The sequence below is a fragment of the Pseudomonas sp. BAY1663 genome, from assembly GCF_000582595.1.
Classification (GTDB): Bacteria; Pseudomonadota; Gammaproteobacteria; order Pseudomonadales; family Pseudomonadaceae; genus Stutzerimonas; species Stutzerimonas stutzeri_AF.
The window spans coordinates 17,248-41,337 of sequence record NZ_AZSV01000011.1 but is presented as its reverse complement, the minus strand read 5'-3'; the positions used below and the strand labels follow the sequence as shown (position 1 = coordinate 41,337).

Sequence of the window (24,090 nt, the reverse complement as noted above, 5' to 3'; positions counted from 1 at the left end):
ATAGAAGCCATGGGCGGCAACCCGGCGGCTGTCGCAGTGCAGCTCCATGCGATCGCAACCGCGCTGCTCGGCGAGCCGCTGTGCCGCCTCCAGCAGTGCCGCACCGATGCCGCCGGCACGCACAGCGGCATCGACACACAGATAGCTGACGCGGCAGAAATCGCCGGCCAGGGCCAGTTGCACGATGAAGTGCAGCGAGATCAGCCCTACCACGCGGCCATCCTGCTCGGCCACCAACAGCGCGGCATCGGGGTGCGCCCCCTGCTGCGCCAGGCGTTCGGCGAGAAAGGTTTCGGTGTCGGCGTAGCCCAGCTGCTCGAGCAAGGAGCCGATGGCAGGCAGGTCTGCCGGGCGGGCGTCGCGAATCCGCATCAGACGGCGAGGTCCCAGACCTGCTTGTCCTTCAGGGCCAGGGTCTGGATGTAGCGCGGCTCACCGTTGATTTCTTCCAGCTCGGTCATGCCGGCCAGTTCGCCAACCACGCGATAACGCTTGCCGACTCGCTTGTCCTGCAGGGGGTAGAGCTTGGCGATGTGCTGGGCGAGTTCGGTGAGTGTGGACATGTACTTATGGCTCCATTGGCTGCGTGCGGCAGGTATTTACCAAGTGTTGATGACGGTTAGGCGACAACCGCGCCATCGCTCGATGCCGATGGCAGCCGCCCGCTTGGCGAACACACACGCACAAATTCCGATAGCCGCGGCTAAAAACCGGCGATTTGTCGTTAACTTCCTGAACGCCGCTTCGCTCTTTGAGCAAGGATTCGCGATTTGATTCCCTTGTTTCTGCAATCTTCGCCAGCCCACGCCGGTCGCCCCGTCGTAGAGTCCTGCTCTCGCCATCCGCGGTGGCGCTGGTTATGGTGGTCGTCCAGACAGCCACACGGAACAGGCACAGCGCATGCACCGTCTCAACGACCTAAAGATCGTCATCCGGGCCCATCTGTGGCTGATCCCCCTGTTCGCCGTACTGGTCGGCCTGTTCGTCTGGGCGCTGGACCCGGCGCCACCGACCCGTCTGCGCATGGCCACCGGCAGCGAGGGCGGCGGCTATCATGATTTCGGCCGGCGCCTGCAGGCCCGCCTCGAGCAAGAAGGCATCGAGCTGGAACTGCAGACATCCAAGGGCTCGATGGACAACCTGAGGCACCTGCTGGCAGGCGACGCCGTGCAGTTCGCGCTGGTCCAGAGCGGCACCGAGCTGCTGCTGGAGGACAGCCAGCGGCGGCGCCTGAAGGGCCTCGGGGTGATGTACAGCGAGCCGTTGTGGCTGTTCGCCCGCCAGGGCCTGGTCCTGGCCGATCTGCGCCAGCTGCGCTCGCTGCGCCTGGGGCTCGGCAGCGAGGGCAGCGGCACGCTCGCCGCGGTTCAAGACATACTCGCCGCCAGTGTCGAGCAGCCCGGCGCCGACTGGCAGCCACTGGGCGGGCGCCGCGCCCTGGAAGCGCTGCTGGCCGGCGAACTGGACGCGGCCTTCTTCGTCGGCCCGCCGAACAACGACATGATCCGTGAGCTGGCCGCACATCCCCAACTGCAATTGCTGGAAATCCCGCGCACCGCCGCGCTGCAGGCGCACTTCCCCTTCCTGAGCGCGCTGCGGATACCACAGGGCCTGCTCGATCTGGCCCGCGACACGCCGCAGCGGGACCTGCAGACCCTTTCGCCGCTGGCAACCCTGGTCGCCAACGACAGCCTGCACCCGGCGCTGACGCCGATGCTGCTGGAAGCCGCGCGCGATGTGCTGCGCGACGGCAACCTGCTCGACCCACCGAACGGCTTCCCGCGCGCCGAACCCATGAGCCTGCCGCTGACCGCCGAGGCCGCCGGCTACTACCGCAACGGCCCGCCGTATCTGCAGCGCTATCTGCCGTTCAGCATCGCGTCCTGGGTCGACCGCTACATCCTCCTGCTGCTGCCGTTCATCGCCATACTGCTGCCGCTGTTCAAGTCGGTCTCGCCGCTGTACCAGTGGCGCATGCGCTCACGGATCTTCAAGTGGTATCGCTACCTGCACGAGACGGACGAGAAAATCCACGACGGCAGCATCGGCGCGGAACTGGACGAACAGATCCGGCGCATGGAGCAGCTGGACAACGAACTGCGGGTGGTGGAGGTGCCACTGTCCTACTCCCACGAGCTGTTCACCCTGCACCTGCACGTGCGCTACATGATCGACCGGCTGCGCGCCCTGCAGTCGCCCGATGACTCAGCAGCTGCCCAGCCCCAACTGCAATAACGCCAGCCCTCCGCGCTGCCAACCCCACCAGGCGAGCAGCGCCAGCAGGCCGAGCAGCAGCGCGGCGCCCCCGCCCAGCCAGAGGCGCCGCATCAGCCGACCTCCGCCACGGCGCGCAGGCGCTCGACCGGCTGCTCGCGGATCGGCCAGTTGAGTAGCGCGGCCATCAGGCTGAGGGCGATCGCGATCTGCCAGACCAGGTCGTAGCTGCCGGTACGGTCGTACAGCCAGCCGCCCAGCCAGCCGCCGAAGAACGAGCCCAGTTGGTGGAAGAGAAAGGCGATGCCGCCGAGCATGGACAGGTTGCGCACGCCGAACATGGTCGCCACCGTACCGTTGGTCAGCGGCACCGTGGACAACCACAGCAGGCCCATGGCGATGCCGAAGGCATAGGCGCTCCAGACGCTCAACGGCGCCAGCAGGAAGGCGCTGATCACCACCCCACGGATCAGGTACAGCCCGGCCAGCAGCTTCGGCTTCGAATAGCAGCTGCCCAGCCAGCCGGCGGTATAGGTACCCACCACGTTGAACAGCCCGACCAGCGCCAGCACGGTGGTGCCGACCTGGGCCGGCAGATGCTGGTCGACCAGGTAGGCCGGCAGGTGCAGGCCGATGAACACCACCTGGAAGCCGCAGACGAAGAAGCCCAGCGCCAGCAGGCGGAACCCGGAATGCCCGGCCGCCTCGCGCAGCGCCTCGCCGAGCGACTGCTGCGCGCCGACCGCCACCGGTGCCTGCTCGGGACCGCGCATCATCCCGGCGAGCGGCACGATCAGCGCCACCAGCAGCCCCAGCGCCAGCAACGCCGAAGACCAGCCCAGCCATTCGATCAGCCCCAGGCTGCCCGGCAGCATGATGAACTGGCCGAAGGAACCCGCGGCACTGGCGATGCCCATCGCCATGCTGCGCCTTTCCGGCGGTACGGCACGACCAACCGCGCCGAGGATCACCGAGAACGAGGTCCCCGACAGCCCCAGCCCGATCAGCAACCCGGCGCTCAGCGTCAGCGTGGCCGGCGAATCGGCAATCGCCATCAGCGCCAGCCCGACCGCATAGAGCACCCCGCCAACGACCACCACGCGCGCCACGCCGAAGCGATCCGCCAGCGCCCCGGTCACCGGCTGCACCAGGCCCCAGATGAGGTTCTGCACCGCGATGGCGAAGGCGAACACTTCGCGCCCCCAGCCGAACTCGGCGCTCATCGGCGGCAGGAACAGGCCGAAACCATGGCGTACCCCCAGCGATATGGCGAGGATCAGCGAGCCACCGAAGAGCATCCAGGCGCAGTTGCGCCACGCAGCAGTCATGAGCGTCATTCCTTGGGGAAAAGGCGACCAGTTTACTCAGCTACCCCCGAACCTCTGCAACTGCTCATCGGACTGTTACGCTCGGTTAAACTGCAGCTGTTCAGCCACCCCTTGACGAGTTCCCCATGCCGATTCGCCACTGCATTGTTCATTTGATCGAGAAAAAGCCGGACGGCACCCCAGCCGTGCTCCATGCCCGCGATTCGGAGCTGGGCGCGTCACAGGCCATGGAAAACCTGCTGGCCGACCTCAACGAAAGCTACAACGCCAAGCAGGGCAAGGCCTGGGGCTTCTTCCACGAGGAATCGGGGGCCTACCCCTTCAGCGGCTGGCTCGGCCAGTACCTGGAGGCAACCAGGACTTCACCACATTCAGCCGCCAGGCCGTCGAGCACCTGCAGAAGCTGATGGAGGAATCCAACCTCTCCACCGGCGGCCACGTGCTGTTCGCCCACTACCAGCAGGGCATGACCGACTACCTGGCCATCGCCCTGCTGCACCACAGCGAAGGCGTGGCCGTCACCGAATCGCTGGACGTGGCCCCGGCCAAGCACCTGGACCTCGGCCAGTTGCACCTGGCCGCGCGGATCAACATCTCGGAGTGGCGGAACAACCAGCAGTCGAAGCAGTACATCTCCTTCATCAAGGGCAAGAACGGCAAGAAGGTCTCGGAATACTTCCGCGACTTCATCGGCTGCCAGGAAGGTGTCGACGCCCCCAGCGAGACGCGCACGCTGCTCAAGGCCTTCAGCGACTACGTCGAGAGCGAGGACCTGCCCGAAGAGCAGGCCCGCGAGAAGACCAGCGCCCTGGTCGACTACGCCAGCACCCAGGCCCGGCTCGGCGAGCCGATGACCCTGGAAGAGCTCTCCGGGGTGATCGACGAGGAACGCCCCAAGGCCTTCTACGACCACATCCGCAACAAGGACTACGGTCTGTCGCCGGAGATTCCGCCGGACAAGCGCACCCTCAACCAGTTCCGCCGCTTCACCGGCCGCGCCGAGGGGCTGTCGATCAGCTTCGAATCGCACCTGCTGGGGTCGAAGATCGAGTACGACGAGGCCCGCGACATGCTGATCATCCGCCAGCTGCCGACCCAGCTGAAGGACCAGCTCAAGCGCCGCAAGGACTGACGCAGCCGAGGAGCCGCCATGCGCCTGCCGGACACCGTTCTCGACGATTGCCTGTGCGATCCCGCGGCGCCGCTGGCGCGCGACCCGGCCCGCCGCTACGGCCTGGAAAAGCCGCAGGCACAGGCCCGGCTGGCGGCGCTCAAGGGTTGGTTGCGCGAGCGGCAGACCATGCTCTGGGCCAACCGCCGGGATGCCCTGCTGCTGGTGCTGCAGGGCCCGGATTGTGCCGGCAAGAACGGCGTCATCCGCCGCGTGCTCGGCGGCCTCGACCCGCTCGGCCTGGCGCCTTGCAGTTTCCAGGCGCCGAGCGCCGATGAGCGCCGCCACGATTTTCTCTGGCGCTACCGGCAGCGCCTGCCCGCCCCGGGCATCCTCGGCGCGTTCAATCGCAGCTACTACGAGGCACTGGTCAGCGACCTGCGCGACGGGCTGTGCGGCGCCGCGGATATTCCCGCGCGGCAGGTGGCGATCGCGGACTTCGAGCGGCAACTGCCGGCGCTACGGTCCGGCCGTTGAAGTGCTATCTGCAGCTATCCGTCGACGAGCAGAAACACCGGCTGCACCAGCGCCTCGAACGGCCCGACAAGCGCTGGAAACTGACCCTGGACGACCTGCAGGGGCATCGCCACTTCGCCGAGCGCCAGGCCAGCTGGGCCGACGTGCTGAGCGTCAGCCACGGCAACGCGGCTCCCTGGTACGTGATCCCCGCTGACCACCGCTGGCTGCGCGACCTGATCGTCGCCAGCCTGCTGGCGCGCGAATTCGAACGCCTGGCCCTCGACTGGCCGGCGCATCCGGCGCCGTTCAGCCATGCCGATCTGGAGCGCATGCGATGAACCGGCGACGCCTGTTGCTCCTGCTGCTGTCGTTCCTGCCGCTGGCGGCAACGGCGCAGGACCGGGAGACGCCGGCCCCGCCCGCGATGGACGCGGTTCGCTTTACCGTCGCCAATGCCGAATTCACGCTGATGCACGAGATGGGGCACCTGCTGATCAGCGAACTGCAACTGCCGATCCTCGGCCGTGAGGAAGATGCCGCCGACCAGCTCGGCTTCATGGGGCTGTTCCTGCTGCAGCAGGAACAGCACAGCGCCGAGTTCTACGCCAAGCTGATGGATGTCGCCGACTACTGGCGGCTGGAGTGGAAGAACGCCGAGCAAGCCGGCACGCCGGTGCCCGTCTGGGACAGCCACGCGCTGGATGCCCAGCGCTTCTACAACATCGCCTGCCTGGCCTACGGCAGCGACCCGGACCGCCTGGACTGGGTGCTGGAGATGAGCGGGCTGCCGGTGGAACGTGCGCTCTACTGCCCCGAGGAATACCAGCAGGTCGCCCATGCGGTGGGCTGGTTTCGCGAACACTTCAAGCGGCGCGACGAGCAACCACTGCGCCATCGCATCCAGGTGGTCTACGACACCCCGCCCGGCCACTTGCCCGGCGGGGCCGAACTGCTGAGGAAAATCCGCGCCAGCGGCGAACTCGAGGCCGTCGCGAGAAAGGCCAGCGAAGCCTTCGACCTGCCCCGCGACCTGACCCTGCGCATGACCACCTGCGGCGCGCCGGATGCCTGGTTCAACCGCATCGGCGGCGAGCTGACGCTCTGCTACGAACGCCTGGCCTATTTCCGCGAACTCGCCGAGGAGCTGCCGCGCCTGCGCGAAAGCAGGCCATGACACGCGCGGTCAGCACGCCTCGATGCGATAGCCGATGCGTGGGAAATGCACATGCACGACGCCCGCGCGATCGTCGGTGCGGCGCAGGATCGACTCCTCGACACCGGCGAAGACCAACTCCCCTTCGACCGGATCGGCACCGTAGTCCACCGCGCTGATCGCCACCCGCTGCCCCTCATGGAAGCCATTGGGCTCGGCGAACGGTTCCTCCGGCACGGCCACGGGGTCCGCCTCGCGCGCCATGCGCAGCGCATCCTCGGCGGAGAGCTCGCTGTGGGAGCCGTGGCCGACGCCCAGCACCTTGTCCAGCCATGCCTTGACCTCCGGGTAGTCGTCCACCAACGGCGCGGTCACCGGCGTGGCACGCAGGAACCACAGGCACGGCGCTACCGCGAAGTCGGCCAGCGAAGGCGCGGCACCGAACAGGAATTCGCCCTCCTCACGGGCCAGTTGCTGCTGCAGACGCGCCATCAAGGTGGGCCAGTCGTTCTTCGCCTGCTCCAGCGGCACGCGGGTCACCGTACCGTTGCTGAACAGCTGCGCGCGGTCCTTGCTGAACGCCTGGACGAACTCCTTGGGTGCCTGGGCGAAGCGCAGGGCCATGGATTCGGGCTGGAAGACCAGGCTCACCGCATTGAGGAACAGCACCGAATCGGCCCACTGCGCGAGCACCGCGACGTTGAACTCCTGGCCTTCGGGGAACAGCGCCGGCGTGACCTTCTCCGCCTCCAGGCGACGGGCGATCAGCGCGGTGTCGCAATAGATGTCGGCGCCGACCTGCAGCACCGGCGTACGCCGGTAGCCGCCGGTCAGCGCGGTCAGATCCGGCTTGGGCATGACCGGTGGGATCATCACCGAACGCCAGGACAACTGCTTGAACCCCAGCAGCAGGCGGGCCTTCTCGGCGAACGGCGAGGTGGGATAGTGGTGCAGGATCAGCTCGTGCATGACAGGCTCCGCCAGGTTTTCGGGTAGAGGATCGGGGTTCGAACGCCATCAGCTTAGACGGTCCCTGCGAACGAGCCCACCGGCTGATTGAGCCGTCATTCACGAGACCTCGGCGGCACGGGCGACCAGCCGCTCCTTGGCACGCTTGTCCAGCCGCTTGATGGCGATCTCCCGGCGCAATGCATCGCCCTTGCTCGCGCAGGCCTCGACATACACCAGGGCCTGCGCCGGGCTGGAATGGAAGAACCGCGCGCCCCGCCCACGCTGGTGCTCGGCGAAGCGCCGTTGCGCATCGTCGCTGATACCGCAGTACAGCGCGCCATTGGCGGCACGCACCAGATAGACGAACCAGGGCTTGGGCTCGAGGTCGGACATTGGGTAAAGATCTCCAGGGCCCGGCATTATGCCGGACTCGCTGCGAACATCCAGGCTGCAGGGCCCCGCTCGTTCTGCAACCGCGCGAGACAGGGCCACGAACGCGCCGCCGGCCACTCGATCGCGCATCCGGACAGGCCGTCGCTTAACAGAGAGCCGCTTCGCTGTCCAGATATGGTGGCGGTTCGCCTTTGCGTATACTGCGCCGATGTTTGCCCAAACCGTGTTCCGCAAGCGCTGCGCCATCTGGCTGTTGGCGACCGGAATCTTCCTGATGCTCGGCAGCTGTGCGAAAAAGCCCAGCGAGCTCGAGCGCATACAGGAGGAAGGCGTCCTGCGCGTGATCACCCGCAACAGCCCCTCCACCTATTTCCAGGACCGCAACGGCGAAGCCGGCTTCGAGTACGAACTGGTCAAGCGCTTCGCCAGCACCCTGGACGTCGAGCTGCAGATCGAAAGCGCCGACAGCATCGAGGAAATCTTCACTCGCCTGAACCGCCCCGGCGGCCCGGCCCTCGCGGCAGCGGGGCTGGTGGCCAGCGAGGGCCGCCAGGCGCTGGCGCGCTTCACCCATTCCTACCTCGACGTGACCACCCAGGTCGTCTACCGCAACGGCCAGCGCCGGCCGACCCGCCCCGAGGACTTGGTCGGCAAGCGCATTCTGGTGCTCAAGGGCAGCAGCCAGGCGGAGAAGCTCGCGGCCCTGCAGGCCGAGCTGCCGGAGCTGCGCTACGAGGAATCCGATGCGGTCGAGGTGGTCGACCTGCTGCGCATGGTCGACGAAGGCCAGATCGACCTGACCCTGGTCGAATCCAACGAACTGTCGATGAACCAGGTGTACTTCACCAATATCCGCGCCGGTTTCGACCTTGGCGAGCAGAACAGCCTGGCCTGGATCGTCGCCAAGGGCGAGGACGACAGCCTGCTGCAGGCGGCCAACGCGTTTCTCGACCAGGCCCAGCAGAACGGCACCCTGCAGCGTCTGCGCGAACGCTACTACGGCCATGTCGACGTGCTCGGCTACGTCGGCGCCTACGCCTTCGCCAAGCATCTGCAGCAGCGCCTGCCACGCTACGAGAAGACCTTCCGCGAAACCGCCAGGCAACACGGCCTCGACTGGCGGCTGCTGGCGGCGATCGGCTATCAGGAATCCCACTGGCAGCCCGAGGCCACCTCCAAGACCGGCGTGCGCGGCCTGATGATGCTGACCCTGCGCACGGCCAATGCCATGGGCGTCACCAACCGCCTGGATCCGGTACAGAGCATCCAGGGTGGCGGCAAATACCTGCTCCAGGTGCATGCGGGCCTTCCGCAAAGCATTCTGGAACCCGACCGGACCTGGTTCGCCCTGGCCGCCTACAACATCGGCGGCGGCCATCTGGAAGATGCCCGCAAGCTGGCCGAGGTCGAAGGGCTCGATCCCAACAAGTGGTTGGACGTGAAACAGATGCTGCCGCGCCTGGCGCAGAAGCAGTGGTACAGCAAGACCCGCTACGGCTATGCCCGTGGCGGCGAGCCGGTGCACTTCGTCGCCAACATCCGCCGCTACTACGACATCCTCACCTGGGTGACCCAGCCGCAGATGGAGGGCCAGCAACTGGTGCAGAGCGAACTGCACATCCCCGGCATCTACGCCACCGACCTGGCGGAAGACCTGCCGCCGCTCTGAGTCGTCGCACGCTAAGACAGCGCGCCCCCACGCCCATCACGCGCTATCCTTGCCCTTTCGCCGCCCGCTTGAGGACATCTCCATGAGCAAGACCGCACTCGTCATCGGCGCCTCCCGTGGCCTGGGCCTTGGCCTGGTCGAACAACTGAACGATGCGGGCTGGCAGGTGATCGCCAGCGTGCGCGAGCCACAGCGTGCGCCGCACCTGCAGACCTTGGCCGGCGTACGGATCGAGGCGCTGGATATCACCGACGCCGCCGGCATCGAGGCACTGGCCGAGCGCCTGGCCGGCACGCGGCTCGACCTGCTGCATATCAACGCCGGCATCACCGGGCCGAAGGACAAGCCGGCGAGCCAGGCCAGCCGCGACGAGATCGGCGAGCTGTTCGCCACCAACGCCGTGGCGCCGATCCGCCTGGCCGAGCGCCTGCTGCCGCTGGTGGACCCGCATGCCGGGGTGATCGCCTTCATGAGTTCGATCATGGGCAGCGTGGAGTCCGGGCCGGGCATGGGCATGTCGCTCTACGGCGCCAGCAAGGCGGCCCTCAACCACCTGACGCGCAGCTTCGTCGCCGAACTGGGCGAGACCGGCATCAGCGTGCTGTCGCTGCATCCCGGCTGGGTACGTACCGACATGGGCGGCGACGAAGCGCCGCTGGACGTGGCGACCAGTTGCAAGGGGCTGGTCGAGCAGGTCACCCGGGCGGCCGGCCAGGGCGGGCATCGTTTCATCGACTACCAGGGCGACCCGCTGCCCTGGTAGCGGCTGCAGCCAGCGCCGGCGCATGCTGGCAAAATCCAGCGAATGGGTTATCTTTCCAGCCGCGCCGCGTCCCCCGACCGGGCGCCCCCTGGATCAGCAGACAGGGCATAACTGAGCTGGCTACTCTGAACCCAACCCTTCAGGAGAAAGCCGGCCATGCCTGCTGAGCGCATCTGGATCAAGAACCCCCTCGCCCTTTTCACCGCCAACGACCAACCGGCCCCCGGCGGGCTGGTGGTCGAGAACGGCGTCATCGTCGAGCTGCTCGCCGCTGGCACTTCCCCTGCCCGGCCGGTCGATGAGACCTTCGACGCCCGCGAACACGTGGTGCTGCCGGGGCTGGTCAACACCCATCACCACTTCTACCAGACCCTGACCCGCGCCTGGGGGCCGGTGGTCAACGAGCCGCTGTTCAACTGGCTGCTGACCCTCTACCCGGTCTGGGCGCGGCTGACGCCGCAGGCGTTGCAGCTGGCGAGCAAGGTGGCGCTGGCCGAGCTGCTGCTGTCCGGTTGCACCACGGCGGCGGATCACCACTACCTGTTTCCGGGCGGGCTCGAGGACGCCATCGACATCCAGGTCGGGGCCGTCCGCGAACTGGGCATGCGCGCCATGCTCACCCGCGGTTCGATGAACCTGTCCAAGGAGAACGGCGGTCTGCCCTGCAAGAGCGTGGTGCAGGACGCCGAGGCCATCCTCGCCGACAGCGAGCGGCTGATCGACCGCTACCACGAACGCGGCGACGGCGCGCAGATCCAGATCGCCCTGGCGCCCTGCTCGCCGTTTTCGGTCACCACCGACATCATGCGGACCTGCGCGGAGCTGGCCGAAGCACGCGACGTGCGCCTGCATACCCATCTGGCCGAGACCCTGGACGAACAGGAGTTCTGCGCGAAACGCTTCGGCATGCGCACCGTGGACTACCTGCAGAGCGTCGGCTGGCTCGGCCCGCGAACGTGGCTGGCCCATGGCATCCATTTCAACCAGGTGGAAATTCACCGCCTGGGTGCAGCCGGTGTCGGTATCTGCCATTGCCCGAGTTCCAACATGCGCCTGGCCTCCGGCATCTGCCACACGCTTGAGCTCGAGGACAAGGGCGCCATCATCGGCCTGGGCGTGGACGGTTCGGCCTCCAACGACGCCTCCAACATGATGCTCGAGGCGCGTCAGGCGCTGTTCATCCAGCGCCTGCGCTACGGCGCTGAGAAGATCACCCCGCAGAAGGTACTCGGCTGGGCGACCCGCGGCTCCGCGCGCCTGCTCGGGCGCAGCGACATCGGCGAGTTGGCGGTCGGCAAGCAGGCCGATCTGGCCCTGTTCAAGCTCGACGAACTGCGCTTCTCCGGCAGCCACGACCCCATCGCCGCATTGCTGCTATGCGCCGCCGACCGTGCCGATCGGGTAATGATCGGCGGCAAGTGGCGCGTGATCGAGGGCCAGATCGAAGGGCTGGACGTCGCCGGGCTGATCGCCGATCACCAGCAGGCAGCCCGGCAGCTGGTGGCCGGCTGAAGCGATGGTTTTGCGTGGCGTCCCGCGTGGAAAATCGCTTCGCGAGTTTTTCACCCTACGGTTCCGCACGCGCCATGCTGAACGTAGGGTGGATGGCCGAAGCCATCCACGCGGAGACACGCCTCATCGTGCACCGCGGACGGCCCCTCCGCGCCCACGGCTGCACCCTCTCGGGGCGTGACGGGCGGCCGGCGCACCAAAGGCGAATCCCCGTACCGCATCGGGCGCAAGCTACATGCCACGCATTTCCGCACACCGAAGGTTTTTGTCTAGTTGGTCAGCTTTTTGCTACTACGCTTCAAGCCAAAACCATGCTTTGCCAGCAAAGCCAGAAGGAGCGTCACCCCCATGCAGAAACACACACGGAAAACCCTGCTGCGTGCCCTGGCCGCAGCGATCGGCTTCAGCGCCGCTCTCACCACGGCAGCCGCTTCGGCCGCCGATCCGCTGAAGGTCGGCTTCGTCTATATCGGCCCGATCGGCGACCACGGCTGGACCTACCAGCATGAGCAGGGTCGCAAGTACATGGAAGAGCAGTTGGGCGACAAGGTGAAGACCAGCTTCGTCGAGAACGTGCCGGAAGGCGCCGATGCCGAGCGGGTCATCCGCAACATGGCCAAGAGCGACTACGACCTGATCTTCACTACCTCCTTCGGCTACATGAACCCCACGCTGAAGGTCGCCAAGCAGTTCCCCAAGGTCACCTTCGAGCACGCCACCGGTTACAAGCAGGCGAAGAACGTCGGCACCTACCTGACCCGTTCCTACGAGGGTCGCTACGTCGGTGGTTTCCTCGCGGCGAAGATGACCAAGACCCAAAAGGTCGGCTACATCGCGTCCTTCCCGATTCCGGAAGTGATCCGCGACATCAACGCCATCCAGCTGGCGCTGGACAAGTACAACCCTGGCACCGAGATCAAGGTGGTGTGGGTCAACACCTGGTTCGATCCGGGCAAGGAAGCCGATGCCGCCAACGCGCTGATCGACCAGGGCGTGGACGTGATCTTCCAGCACACCGACAGCCCGGCACCGATCCAGGCCGCCGAGCGCCGTGGCGTCTATTCCGTCGGTTACGCCTCGGACATGCAGCACTTCGGGCCCAAGGCCGTGCTGACTTCCATCGTCAACGACTGGGGCCCGCACTACACCAAGTCCGCCGAAGCCGTAATGGCCGGCAACTGGAAATCCGAGGACTTCTGGGGCGGGCTGGCACAGGACAGCATCAGCCTGCCGATCAGCGATCTGGTGCCTGCTGACGTCAAGGCCGAGGCCGAGCAGATCATCGCCCGCATCAAGAGCGGTGAATTCCATCCGTTCACCGGCCCGATCAAGGACCAGGCTGGCGAAGTGCGCATCGCCGAGGGCGAGACCGCCAGCATCAAGGACCTCGCCTCGATGAATTACTACGTCCAGGGCGTCAAGGCTGAAATGCCGAAGTAAGCGTCACCCGCGCCGGCCCCACCGGCGCACTGCGGAATCTCGCGTGCCGTCCCGCCTCCGGGCGAACCGCATGCAGGGGCATTGCCCTCGAAGGCCGCCGGTACGAGAAGACCGGCGGCGCCGTACCCGGAGTCAGCCATGAACTCACTGCCCATCATCGATATTGCCCCGCTCTATAACGCCGACGAGGCCGGCCATCTGGCCGTCGCCGAGGCCATCGACCGCGCCTGCCGCGAGTGGGGCTTCTTCTATATCAAGGGTCACCCGATCAGCGCCGAGCGCATCGCCACGCTGAGCGAGCATGCCCGCCGCTTCTTCGCGCTGCCGGCCGAGCAGAAGCTCGAGATCGACATCACCAAGAGCCAGCACCACCGCGGCTACGGCACCGTCGCCACCGAGCAGCTGGACCCGAGCCAGCCGTGCGACCTCAAGGAAACCTTCGACATGGGTTTCCATATGCCTGCCGATCATCCCGAGGTACTTGCCGGCAAACCACTGCGCGGGCCCAACCGTCATCCGCTGCAGATCGAAGGCTGGACCGAGCTGATGGAAGGCACTACCGCGACATGCAGGACCTTGCCTGCACGCTGCTGCGTTCTATCGCGCTCGCCCTGGGCATCGAGCGCGACTTCTTCGACAAGCGCTTCGTCGAGCCCATCAGCGTGTTCCGCATGATCCACTACCCGCCCCGGCAGACCGCCACCAGCGCCGATCAGCAAGGCGCCGGCGCGCACACCGATTACGGCTGCGTGACCCTGCTCCATCAGGACCAGGCCGGCGGCCTGCAGGTGCAGAACGTCAAGGGCGAGTGGATCGACGCACCGCCCATCGAGGGCACCTACGTGGTCAACATCGGTGACATGATGGCGCGCTGGAGCAACGACCGTTACAAGTCGACGCCCCATCGCGTGATCAGCCCGCTGGGCGTGGACCGCTACTCCATGCCGTTCTTCGCCGAGCCGCATCTGGACACCGAGATCGCCTGCCTGCCCGGGTGCTACGACGAAACCAATCCGCCGAAATACCCGAGCACCACCTGCAGCCGGTACATGCTCTCGCGCTTCGCCGAGACCTACGCCTATCGTCGCGACATGCAGGCCGAGAACGCCTGAAGCAACTTAACTTGAAGTAAAGACCCCGGACGGCAGCCGCGATGTTTCCGTCCGGAAGGTGCGCTCGTCGGCCACATTGACTTTTGAGTCAGGAATTAGTTGACCGAAAAGTCAGATGCCGCTAGTTTTCGCTTCACAAGAACAACAGCCGGAGGCCTCGCCTTGATCCAGTTTCTCCTCAACCGGGAAGTGCGCAGCGAAAGCGCGCTCGATCCCAACACCACGGTGCTCGAATACCTGCGCGAATACCGCGGCAAGACCGGCACCAAGGAAGGCTGCGCCTCCGGCGATTGCGGCGCCTGCACCGTCGTGGTCGGCGAACTGGTGGGCGACCGCCTGCGCTATCGCACCCTCAACTCCTGCCTGACCTTCGTCTCCGCGCTGCACGGCAAGCAGCTGATCAGCGTCGAAGACCTCAAGGACCAGGGCCGGCTGCACAGCGTCCAGCAGGCGATGGTCGACTGCCACGGCTCGCAGTGCGGCTTCTGTACCCCCGGATTCGTCATGAGCCTGTTCGCCCTGCAGAAGAACGCCGGCGCGGTCAATGAATACGATCCGCACCAGGCCCACGAAGCCCTGGCCGGCAACCTCTGCCGCTGTACCGGCTACCGGCCGATCCTCGAAGCCGCCGAACAGGCCTGCTGTGCCAAGCAGCCGGACCAGTTCGATGCCCGCGAAGCCGAGACCATTGTCCAGCTCAAGGCCATCGAACCGCGTGAGACCGCCGAGTTGAACAGCGGTGACAAGCGTTGCCTGTCGCCGCTGACGGTGGGCGACCTGGCTGACATCTACAGCGCCAACCCAGACGCCCGGCTGCTGGCCGGCGGCACTGACCTGGCCTTGGAAGTCACCCAGTTCCACCGCGAATTGCCGGTAATGATCTACGTCGGCCACATCGCCGAGATGAAAAAGGTCGAGGTGACTGACAGCAGCATCGAGATCGGTGCTGCCGCCCCGCTGACCGACTGTTACGCCGCGCTGGCCACCGAGTACCCGGATTTCGGCGAGCTGCTGCAGCGCTTCGCCTCGCTGCAGATCCGCAACCAGGGCACGCTCGGTGGCAACATCGGCAACGCCTCGCCGATCGGCGACTCGCCGCCCCTGCTGATCGCCCTGGGTGCCGAAGTTGTCCTGCGCAAGGGCGCCAGCAGCCGCACCCTGCCGCTCGAGGATTACTTCATCGACTACAAGGTCACCGCGCGCCAGCCCGGGGAATTCATCGAGAAGGTACGAGTGCCGCGCGCCACACCGGATCGCCTGTTCCGCGCCTACAAGGTTTCCAAGCGACTGGACGACGACATCTCCGCTGTCTGCGCCGCGTTCGACCTGCAGATCACCGATGGCGTGGTCGCCGATGCCGGGTGGCCTTTGGCGGCATGGCGGCGATTCCCAAGCGCGCCGCGGCCTGCGAGGCGACCCTGAACGGCGCGCCCTGGAACCAGCAGACCGTGGAGGCGGCCTGCGATGCGCTGGCCGAAGACTTCACGCCGCTGACCGACTTCCGCGCCAGCCGCGAGTATCGCCTGCTGGTCGCACAGAACCTGCTGCGCAAGTGCTTCCTCGAACAACATGCACCGAAGACCGAGACGAGGGTGACCGCTTATGTCTAACCACGTAACCACCCGCACTCAGGAAGAAATCGCGGCGCTGTTCACCCAGGACCTGGTCACCGGCGTCGGTCGCAGCGTCAAGCACGACAGCGCGCCCAAGCATGTCTCGGGCGAGGCGGTGTACGTCGACGACCGGCTGGAGTTTCCCAATCAGCTGCACGTCTATGCCCGCATGAGCGAGCGCGCCCACGCCCGCATCGTCCGCATCGACACCGCGCCCTGCTACCAGATTCCGGGTGTGGCCATCGCCATCACGGCGAAGGACGTGCCGGGCCAGTTGGACATCGGTGCCGTGATGCCCGGCGACCCGCTGCTGGCCGACGGCAAGGTCGAGTTCATCGGCCAGCCGGTGATCGCCGTGGCTGCCGACAGCCTGGAAACCGCACGCAAGGCGGCCATGGCCGCGATCATCGAATACGAGGATCTGGAGCCGGTGCTCGACGTGGTCGAGGCGCTGCACAAGAAGCACTTCGTGCTCGACAGCCACACCCACAAGCGCGGCGACTCGGCCACCGCCCTGGCCAGCGCGCCGCGTCGGCTGCAGGGTTCGCTGCACATCGGCGGGCAGGAGCACTTCTACCTGGAGACACAGGTGTCCTCGGTCATGCCCACCGAAGATGGCGGCATGATCGTCTATACCTCGACGCAGAACCCCACCGAGGTGCAGAAGCTGGTGGCTGAAGTGCTCGGCGTGCCGATGAACAAGATCGTCATCGACATGCGCCGCATGGGCGGTGGCTTCGGCGGCAAGGAAACCCAGGCCGCGGGACCTGCGTGCCTGTGCGCGGTGATCGCGCACCTCACCGGTCGGCCGACCAAGATGCGCCTGCCGCGCATGGAAGACATGACCATGACCGGCAAACGCCACCCGTTCTACGTCGAGTACGACGTCGGCTTCGACGATGACGGTCTGCTGCACGGCATCGAGATCGACCTCGCCGGTAACTGCGGCTACTCGCCGGACCTTTCCGGCTCGATCGTCGACCGCGCCATGTTCCACTCCGACAACGCCTACTACCTGGGCGACGCCACCATCAATGGCCATCGCTGCAAGACCAACCTCGCCTCGAACACCGCCTACCGCGGCTTCGGCGGCCCACAGGGCATGGTCGCCATCGAGGAAATCATGGACGCGGTGGCCCGCGAGCTGGGCAAGGACCCGCTCGAGGTGCGCAAGCGCAACTACTACGGCAAGACCGAGCGCAACGTCACCCACTACTACCAGACCGTCGAGCACAACATGCTCGAGGAGATGACCGCCGAGCTGGAAGCCAGCAGCGACTATGCAAAGCGACGCGAAGATATCCGCGCGTTCAATGCCGCAAGCCCGATCCTGAAGAAGGGCCTGGCGCTGACGCCGGTGAAGTTCGGCATCAGCTTCACCGCCAGCTTCCTCAACCAGGCCGGCGCGCTGGTGCACGTCTACACCGACGGCAGCATCCACCTGAACCACGGCGGCACCGAGATGGGCCAGGGCCTGAACACCAAGGTCGCGCAGGTGGTGGCCGAGGTGTTCCAGGTGGATATCGAGCGCATCCAGATCACCGCCACCAACACCGACAAGGTGCCTAACACCTCGCCGACGGCAGCCTCCAGCGGCGCCGACCTCAACGGCAAGGCGGCGCAGAACGCGGCGCAGACCATCAAGCAGCGGCTGGTGGAGTTCGCCGCACGCAAGTGGCAGATCTTCGAGGAAGACGTCGAGTTCAAGAACGGCCAGGTGCGCCTGCGCGACCACTACATCAGCTTCGAGGAGCTGATCCAGCAGGCCTATTTCGGCCAGGTCTCGCTGTCGTCCACCGGCTTCTACCGCACGCCGAAGATTTACTACGACCGCAGTCAGGCGCGCGGCCGGCCGTTCTACTACTTCGCCTATGGCGCGGCCTGCTCGGAAGTGATCGTCGATACCCTGACCGGCGAATACAAGATGCTGCGCAGCGACATCCTGCATGACGTCGGCGCCTCGCTGAACCCGGCCATCGACATTGGCCAGGTCGAGGGCGGCTTCGTCCAGGGTCTGGGCTGGCTGACCATGGAAGAGCTGGTCTGGAACGACAAGGGCAAGCTGATGACCAACGGCCCGGCCAGCTACAAGATCCCGGCGGTGGCGGACATGCCGCTGGATCTGCGGGTCAAGCTGGTGGAGAACCGCAAGAACCCCGAAGACACCGTGTTCCATTCCAAGGCCGTGGGCGAGCCGCCGTTCATGCTCGGCATTTCGGTCTGGTGCGCGATCAAGGATGCGGTGGCGAGCCTGGCCGACTACCGGGCGCAGCCGCAGATCGATGCTCCGGCGACCCCCGAGCGCGTGCTTTGGGGCGTGGAACAGATGCGCAAGCTGAAGCAACAGGCGGCGTCCATACCGGAGCCCGCAGTGGAAACCGCGCACTGACCCGTAGGGTGGACAACGCTCTGCTTGTCCACCACGGTCGCATTACGAATGTTCCGGTGGAAAACGCTTCGCGGTTTTCCACGGGGCGGCCACCCACCCTACGAAGGGTCAAGCCATGAGCAACCTGTCCTGGATCGACGCACTCGCCGACCTGCAACAACAAGGCGAACCCTGCGTACTGGTGACCATCATCGAGGAACGCGGCTCCACGCCGCGCAATGCCGGCTCGAAGATGGTGGTCAGCCGTGAGCGCCTGTACGACACCATCGGCGGCGGCCACCTGGAGTACAAGGCCCGGCAGATCGCCCGTGAAATGCTGGAAAAGCGCAGCCGTGACACCCGCCTCGAGCGCTTCTCCCTCGGCGCCAGCCTCGGCCAGTGCTGCGGTGGCGCCACGGTGCTGCTGTTCGAGCCCATGGGCCAGCCGCAGGCGCATATCGCCGTGTTCGGTGCCGGGCATGTCGGGCGCGCGCTGGTGCCGCTGCTGGCCAGCCTGCCGTGCAAGGTGCGCTGGATCGATTCGCGCGATAACGAATTTCCCGCCGAGATTCCGCGCGGCGTGGAAAAGGTGGTCAACGACGATGTGCTCGAGGAAGTGGATAACATGCCCGCCGGCAGCTACTTCATCGTCATGACCCACAATCATCAGCTCGACCTGGAACTGACCGCCGCGATCCTTTCGCGCAACGATTTCACCTACTACGGGCTGATCGGCTCCAAGAGCAAACGCGCCAGGTTCGAACACCGTCTGCGGGACCGCGGCTTCCAGCCGGAGACCGTGCAGCGCATGCGCTGCCCCATGGGCATCGCCGAAGTGAAGGGCAAGCTGCCGGTGGAGATCGCCGTGTCCATCGCCGGCGAGGTGATCGCCACCTACAACGCGCATTTCGGTGAAAAGGGTGGGGAGAAGACCGCAGACGGCGAAAAACCCGTGCCGATGCTGATACCCGCCTCGCGGCGCTCTCAGGCTAGCTGATCACCCGGCCATTCTCCTTCCCGTGGGAGGCGAAACGGGCTGAAAAGCTCGCCCCGAGGTCGGGCCTCCCACAATGCCGCACCGTATTCATACAACGATTCCGAGAACCGTCATGCCCCAAGCCAAAGCCTACCGTGCCGCCCTGCTCCACTGCCTCGCCGACCCGCGCGAAGTGGGCATCGAGCAATCCCATGAATACTTCGAGGACGGCCTGCTGGTCGTCGAGGACGGCAAGGTCGCGCGCATCGGCCACGCCGCCGAGCTGCTGCCGACCCTGGCGGCCGGCACCGAGGTTGTCGAATACCCGGACGCGCTGATCACTCCGGGTTTCGTCGACACCCATATCCACTACCCGCAGGTCGGCGTCATCGGCTCCTACGGCGCGCAGCTGCTGGATTGGCTCGAAACCTACACCTTCCCCAACGAGGGCCGCTTCAGCGACATGGCCCACGCCCGCCAGCAGGCCGAGCTGTTTCTCGGCGAGCTGCTGCGCAACGGCACCACCACCGCGCTGGTGTTCGGCACGGTGCACAAGCAGTCGGTGGACGCCTTCTTCGAGGCGTGCGAGAAGCGCAATCTGCGGATGATCGCCGGCAAAGTGCTGATGGACCGCAACGCCCCGGAGTTCCTCACCGACACCGCCGAGTCCGGCCACGCCGACAGCCGCGAGCTGATTGAGCGCTGGCACGGCAAGGGCCGACTGCACTATGCCGTCACCCCGCGTTTCGCCCCGACCAGCACGCCGGAGCAGCTCACCCTGGCCGGCAAGCTGTTCGCCGAATTTCCCGAGCTGTACATGCACACCCACATCTCCGAGAACAAGCAGGAGGTCGAGTGGGTCAAGGAGCTGTTCCCCGAGCGCAAGGGCTATCTGGACGTCTATGACCACCACGGCCTGATCGGCCCGCACTCGGTGTTCGCCCACGGCATCCACCTGTGCGACGACGAGTGCAAACGCCTCGGTGAGACCGGCTCGGCGGTGTCGTTCTGTCCGACCTCCAACCTGTTCCTCGGCAGCGGCCTGTTCGATCTGGCCAAGGTGGAAGGCTTCGGTGTGCGCGTCGGCCTGGGCACCGATGTCGGCGGCGGCACCAGCTTCTCGCAGCTCGCCAGCCTCAACGAGGCATACAAGGTGCTGCAGCTGCAGGGCCAGAAGCTCGACGCGTTCAAGGCACTCTATCTCGCCACCCTTGGCGGCGCGCGGGCGCTCTATCTGGACGACCGGATCGGCAACCTGCAGCCGGGCAAGGAGGCCGACTTCGTGGTGCTCGACTACAAGGCGACGCCGCTGATCGACTATCGCCTGAGCCAGGCGACGACCCTGCAGGAAAAGCTCTTCGCCCTGATGATCCTCGGCGACGACCGCGCGGTGAAGGAAACCTTCGCCGCCGGCGTCTCGGTGCATCGCAAGGCTGGCTAGCGCTGCAACGCCTGCATCAGCGTATCGAGGTTGTGCTCGAACATGCCGAGGTAGGTGCTGGCCGGCCCTGCGCTGGCCAGCGCATCGGAGTACAGGGTGCCGCCGACCGTGGCGCCCGCCTCTTCGGCGATCTGCTCGATGAGCCGCGGATCACGAATGTTCTCCACGAACACGGCCCTCACCCCTTCCTCGCGGAGCTGGCGGATCAACGCGGCCACGTCGGCGGCCGAGGGTTCGTCATGGGTCGACAGCCCCTGCGGCGCGATGAACTGGAGCTGCCAGGCCTGCCCCAGATAGCCGAAGGCGTCATGGCTGGTTACGACCTTGCGCTGGCTGGCCGGCAGGCTGCCGATACGGGTATCGGCCTTCTTCAGCAGCGCGTGTAGCCGGCTCAGGTAGGCGTCACGACGCCGCTCATAGTCGTTGCGATGCGCCGGATCGAGCGCCACGAGCGCCTTGGCGATATTGCGCACGTAGATTTCGGCATTGGTCAGGCTCTGCCACGCATGAGGGTCAGGCACCGCCTCGCCCTCCTCTTCCAGCATCAGAGGCACGACACCCGCACTGGCATCGATCCGCTTGCCCGCAGGCTCGCTGCTGGCCAGCAGGCGCTCCAGCCAGGGTTCGAAGCCCAGCCCGTTGGCGATGATCAGGTCGGCGCGGAGCAAGGCCTGGGCATCATCCGGGCTGGGTTCATAAAGGTGCGCGTCGGCGTCGGGACCGACCAGATTGGTCAGTTCGATATGCTCGCCACCGACCTCCCGCGTCATGTCGGCAAGGATGCTGAAGCTGGTCACGGCGCTGATCTTTTCGGCCGCCTGCAGGGAAAGGGGCAGCCAGAGGGCCAACAACAGAAACAGGTAACGCATGGGTGATACCTCAGACGGTCTGGATTGAAGCGCGCGAACGCAGCAGGCCATATACCGGGCCCGCAACGACTGAAATCAGGTAGAACACCCCCGCCAGCAGCACGATGCACGGCCCGCTGGGCAGGCTGGCGTAGAACGACAGCAGCAGCCCCAGCCATACGCACAGGGCGCCCAGCAGCGCCGCCAGCGGCAACAGGACGGGCAGGCGTCGGCTCCAGAAGCGCGCGGCCGCAGCCGGCAGCATCATCAGCCCCACCACCATCAGCGCACCGATGGCCTGGAAGCCGATCACCAGGTTGAGCACCACCAGTGTCAGAAAGCCCGCATGGGCCAATGGCCCGATTCGGCTGACGCTGCGCAGGAACAACGGGTCCAGGCTGTCCAGCGCCAGGGCGCGGTAGATCAGTGCCAGCACCAGCAGCTGAACGCCGCCGTGGCGAGCATGCCGCTGAGGGTGTCGGCGTCCACGGCCAGCGCGGAGCCAAACAGCAGGTGCAAGAGGTCGAGCTTGCGTCCCGCCAGGCCGAGCAGCAGCACGCCGCTGGCCAGCGAAATGGGATAAAGCGCGGCGAGGCTGGCGTCTTCGCGCAAGCCGGTACGGCGGCTGACCCAGGCCGCTGCGCCGGCCATGCCGAGCCCGGCGGTCAGGCCACCGAGCGTCAGTGCCGGGAGGCTGAGACCGAACAGCCAGAATGCCAGCGCCGCACCCGGCAGGATGCCGTGGGCGATGGCATCGCCGATCAGACTCATCCGCCGCAGGATCAGGAAGACACCCAGCGGCGCCGCGCTGCAGGCCAGCGCCACGCCGCCGAGCAGCGCGCGGCGCATGAAGGCGAACTCGGCAAAGGGGCTCCAGAGCAGATCGGCCATCACGCCACTCGCCCGAGCGGATCACGATCGAGTAGCTGATCGATCGGCGCTGCGACGCAGCCGTTGCGCGCGATACGCAGTGCGTTGCAGCGCTTCTCCCGAAGGCTGTCGAGGTTGTGGCTGACCAGCACCAGCGTTCTGCCTTGCTGCTGCCAGCGTCGGAGGTGCTGCCAGAGCAGATCGAGACCGGTCTCGTCGAGTGCCGCCTCGGGTTCGTCGAGCAGCAGTACCTGCGCATCGGTCAGGCTCATCCGGGCCAGCAGCGCCCGCTGCAGTTCCCCACCGGACAGCGCGTGCAGGCCCTGGGTCTGCAGATCGAGCAAGCCCCAGTCGGCCAGTACCTGACGTAGCCGCGCCTGGCGTTCGCTACGGCCGAGCCGACTGCCCCAGAAACCGCCCCTGACCAGCTCCAGCAGACGTATCGGAAATTGCCGGTCGATCTGTTGCTGCTGCGGCAGATAGGCCACACCGCCCGGGCGCGCCACGCTCATTCGAATGTGACCGGCCAGGGAGCGATCGAGCCCGGCCAATACCCGCAGCAGGCCACTCTTGCCCGCGCCGTTGTTGCCGATCACCGCCGTCAGACTGCCGGCAGGCAGTTGCAGGTTGAGAGGCGGCGTGAGCGCACGCCCGCCGGCGCCCCACTGCAAGTCATGGCATTCGATCACGATCACAAACTCCATCTCCGCGCCGCCCGATACGATGTGTGGCAAGGTTTATCGCCAGAAGATAGAAGTTATAACATAACATTACGAACAAAGCGTACTACCGCGAAGTGGCGCGGCGGGAGGCTGATGCGAAGCGACTACCCGATGAATCCGGAGCACCGCGATGAGTTCGCGGGAGGCTCCGAGAGGAACCGCGGAGCGCGGGCTAGCGGGCCGTCCGCGCCTTCTTCTTCATCAGGGTCAGGTGCGAGAAGACCGCGTGCAGGTCGTTCGAGGCGCTGTCTTCCTCGAGGTTGAGCTTGCTGTCGATGTGATCCATGTGATGCATCATCAGGCTCACCGCCCGGTCGCTGTCGCGCGCGGCGATGGCATCGATCAGTTCGTTGTGCTCGTCGTAGGAACAATGCGAGCGGCTACCGCTCTCGTACTGGGCGATGATCAGCGAGGTCTGCGACACCAGGCTGCGCTGGAAACTCACCAGCGGTGCATTCTTCGCCGCCTCGGCGAGCTTGAGGTGGAACTCGCCGGACAGGCGGATGCCCGCGCCGCGGTCGCCGCGGGCGAAGCAGTCGCGCTCGTCCGTCACCATCTGCCGCAGCTCGGCGAGCTGTTCGTCGCTGGCATGCTGCACCGCCAGCTCGGTGATCGCACGTTCCACCAGGCGGCGGGCGAAGAAGATCTGCCGCGCCTCGTCGACGCTCGGGCTGGCGACCACCGCGCCACGATTGGGCCGCAGCAGCACCACGCCTTCATGGGCCAGGCGCGACAATGCGCGGCGGATGATGGTGCGGCTGACGCCGAAGATTTCCCCCAGCGCTTCCTCGCTGAGCTTGGTGCCCGGTGCCAGGCGCTGCTCGAGGATGGCGTCGAAGATGTGCGCATAAACGATATCGTCCTGCGTCCCGGTGCGAGTCTTGCCGGTCTTGCCCGGCTTCTTCAGGGGCTGCAATTGTTCGTTCATCGGGGGCTCGCATATGAGGTGTCGGCAAGGCAGAACTTTACTGCGTTCACGCAGCGGCGGGCAGTTCGCCGAGCAAAATAAAGCGAAAGAAAAGTCGCATATATTGTGCACAATCAACTTTTTACGCCTTTCCTGGGACTTCCGCTAAAGCCCCTGAAT

At 66.1% G+C, this 24,090-nt stretch carries 17 protein-coding genes and 6 pseudogenes; 13 read left to right on the top strand and 10 right to left on the bottom strand.

Annotation, left to right across the window (positions count from 1 at the left end; genetic code table 11):
• Nucleotides 1–51: 51 nt before the first annotated feature.
• Together BAY1663_RS25820 and BAY1663_RS05425 are read right to left on the bottom strand one after the other, a co-directional pair.
• Nucleotides 52–372, bottom strand: a pseudogene (locus BAY1663_RS25820) (N-acetyltransferase family protein); the annotation flags it as partial.
• Complete coding sequence (locus BAY1663_RS05425) at nt 372–563, bottom strand: hypothetical protein (RefSeq protein ID WP_037038412.1); 192 nt, start codon at nt 561–563, stop codon at nt 372–374. The pseudogene BAY1663_RS25820 and the gene BAY1663_RS05425, both read right to left, overlap by 1 nt.
• 337 nt (nt 564–900) lie before the next feature.
• Here BAY1663_RS05425 and BAY1663_RS05420 point away from each other — a divergent pair, with 337 nt between their 5' ends.
• A complete protein-coding gene (locus tag BAY1663_RS05420; protein WP_037038411.1) occupies nt 901–2,235 on the top strand; it encodes a TAXI family TRAP transporter solute-binding subunit in 1,335 nt (444 codons plus the stop codon).
• On the opposite strand, the gene BAY1663_RS25010 is transcribed toward BAY1663_RS05420, so the two are convergent.
• Together BAY1663_RS25010 and BAY1663_RS05415 are read right to left on the bottom strand one after the other, a co-directional pair.
• On the bottom strand, nt 2,206–2,328 hold the full coding sequence (locus tag BAY1663_RS25010) for a hypothetical protein (RefSeq protein WP_256046184.1): 123 nt from the start codon (nt 2,326–2,328) through the stop codon (nt 2,206–2,208). The genes BAY1663_RS05420 and BAY1663_RS25010 overlap by 30 nt on opposite strands.
• Complete coding sequence (locus tag BAY1663_RS05415; RefSeq protein ID WP_037038410.1) at nt 2,328–3,542, bottom strand: MFS transporter; 1,215 nt, start codon at nt 3,540–3,542, stop codon at nt 2,328–2,330. Before BAY1663_RS05415 ends, BAY1663_RS25010 begins: the two co-directional genes overlap by 1 nt.
• A 125-nt stretch (nt 3,543–3,667) precedes the next feature.
• Between BAY1663_RS05415 and yejK the strand changes: the two are divergent.
• From yejK to BAY1663_RS05400, 3 genes and pseudogenes are all read left to right on the top strand, one after another.
• Nucleotides 3,668–4,674: pseudogene (gene yejK / locus BAY1663_RS05410) on the top strand (nucleoid-associated protein YejK).
• 18 nt (nt 4,675–4,692) lie between these two features.
• Nucleotides 4,693–5,510 (top strand): annotated as a pseudogene (locus BAY1663_RS05405) (hypothetical protein).
• The gene (locus BAY1663_RS05400) at nt 5,507–6,346 is read left to right on the top strand and encodes a DUF4344 domain-containing metallopeptidase (protein WP_037038409.1); all 840 of its coding nucleotides are present in this window, start codon (nt 5,507–5,509) and stop codon (nt 6,344–6,346) included. Before BAY1663_RS05405 ends, BAY1663_RS05400 begins: the two are co-directional and overlap by 4 nt.
• A 9-nt stretch (nt 6,347–6,355) precedes the next feature.
• On the opposite strand, the gene BAY1663_RS05395 is transcribed toward BAY1663_RS05400, so the two are convergent.
• Both BAY1663_RS05395 and BAY1663_RS05390 read right to left on the bottom strand, forming a co-directional pair.
• Nucleotides 6,356–7,294 (bottom strand): glutathione S-transferase family protein, encoded by a 939-nt coding sequence (locus BAY1663_RS05395; protein WP_037038408.1) that lies wholly within the window; start codon nt 7,292–7,294, stop codon nt 6,356–6,358.
• 99 nt (nt 7,295–7,393) lie between these two features.
• Nucleotides 7,394–7,669: a GIY-YIG nuclease family protein gene (locus BAY1663_RS05390; RefSeq protein ID WP_037038407.1), complete on the bottom strand. Its 276-nt coding sequence runs from the start codon at nt 7,667–7,669 to the stop codon at nt 7,394–7,396.
• Between the two features lie 208 nt (nt 7,670–7,877).
• Here BAY1663_RS05390 and mltF point away from each other — a divergent pair, with 208 nt between their 5' ends.
• The 9 genes and pseudogenes from mltF to guaD all read left to right on the top strand — a co-directional run bounded on the left by mltF (nt 7,878) and on the right by guaD (nt 20,563).
• Nucleotides 7,878–9,338, top strand: coding sequence for a membrane-bound lytic murein transglycosylase MltF (mltF, locus tag BAY1663_RS05385; RefSeq protein WP_037038406.1), 1,461 nt, complete (start codon nt 7,878–7,880; stop codon nt 9,336–9,338).
• Nucleotides 9,339–9,420: 82 nt separating this feature from the next.
• Nucleotides 9,421–10,101 (top strand): SDR family oxidoreductase, encoded by a 681-nt coding sequence (locus BAY1663_RS05380; RefSeq protein WP_037038405.1) that lies wholly within the window; start codon nt 9,421–9,423, stop codon nt 10,099–10,101.
• 156 nt (nt 10,102–10,257) lie between these two features.
• Entirely contained in the window at nt 10,258–11,613 is a 1,356-nt protein-coding gene (locus BAY1663_RS05375; protein WP_037038404.1) for an 8-oxoguanine deaminase, read from the top strand.
• 348 nt (nt 11,614–11,961) lie between these two features.
• Nucleotides 11,962–13,053 (top strand): BMP family ABC transporter substrate-binding protein, encoded by a 1,092-nt coding sequence (locus BAY1663_RS05370; protein WP_037038403.1) that lies wholly within the window; start codon nt 11,962–11,964, stop codon nt 13,051–13,053.
• 138 nt (nt 13,054–13,191) lie between these two features.
• Nucleotides 13,192–14,165, top strand: a pseudogene (locus tag BAY1663_RS05365) (2-oxoglutarate and iron-dependent oxygenase domain-containing protein).
• A 162-nt stretch (nt 14,166–14,327) separates the two neighbouring features.
• Nucleotides 14,328–15,775, top strand: a pseudogene (xdhA, locus tag BAY1663_RS05360) (xanthine dehydrogenase small subunit).
• Nucleotides 15,768–18,167: a xanthine dehydrogenase molybdopterin binding subunit gene (xdhB, locus tag BAY1663_RS05355; RefSeq protein ID WP_037038402.1), complete on the top strand. Its 2,400-nt coding sequence runs from the start codon at nt 15,768–15,770 to the stop codon at nt 18,165–18,167. The pseudogene xdhA and the gene xdhB overlap by 8 nt, the downstream one beginning before the upstream one ends.
• Nucleotides 18,168–18,291: 124 nt before the next feature.
• Nucleotides 18,292–19,143, top strand: a complete 852-nt coding sequence (xdhC, locus tag BAY1663_RS05350; RefSeq protein ID WP_164838428.1) for a xanthine dehydrogenase accessory protein XdhC — start codon at nt 18,292–18,294, stop codon at nt 19,141–19,143.
• 112 nt (nt 19,144–19,255) lie between these two features.
• The gene (guaD, locus tag BAY1663_RS05345; RefSeq protein WP_037038400.1) at nt 19,256–20,563 is read left to right on the top strand and encodes a guanine deaminase; all 1,308 of its coding nucleotides are present in this window, start codon (nt 19,256–19,258) and stop codon (nt 20,561–20,563) included.
• On the opposite strand, the gene BAY1663_RS05340 is transcribed toward guaD, so the two are convergent.
• The 4 genes and pseudogenes from BAY1663_RS05340 to BAY1663_RS05325 all read right to left on the bottom strand — a co-directional run bounded on the left by BAY1663_RS05340 (nt 20,560) and on the right by BAY1663_RS05325 (nt 23,931).
• Nucleotides 20,560–21,432, bottom strand: a complete 873-nt coding sequence (locus BAY1663_RS05340) for a metal ABC transporter substrate-binding protein (protein WP_037038399.1) — start codon at nt 21,430–21,432, stop codon at nt 20,560–20,562. The two genes, guaD and BAY1663_RS05340, sit on opposite strands and share 4 nt — an antisense overlap.
• Nucleotides 21,433–21,442: 10 nt before the next feature.
• Nucleotides 21,443–22,302 (bottom strand): annotated as a pseudogene (locus tag BAY1663_RS05335) (metal ABC transporter permease).
• Nucleotides 22,302–22,976 carry a metal ABC transporter ATP-binding protein gene (locus BAY1663_RS05330; RefSeq protein WP_037038444.1) on the bottom strand — a complete coding sequence of 225 codons (675 nt, stop codon included), beginning with the start codon at nt 22,974–22,976 and terminating at the stop codon, nt 22,302–22,304. The pseudogene BAY1663_RS05335 and the gene BAY1663_RS05330 overlap by 1 nt, the downstream one beginning before the upstream one ends.
• A 199-nt stretch (nt 22,977–23,175) precedes the next feature.
• On the bottom strand, nt 23,176–23,931 hold the full coding sequence (locus BAY1663_RS05325; protein ID WP_037038398.1) for a GntR family transcriptional regulator: 756 nt from the start codon (nt 23,929–23,931) through the stop codon (nt 23,176–23,178).
• Between the last annotated feature and the right edge of the window lie 159 nt (nt 23,932–24,090).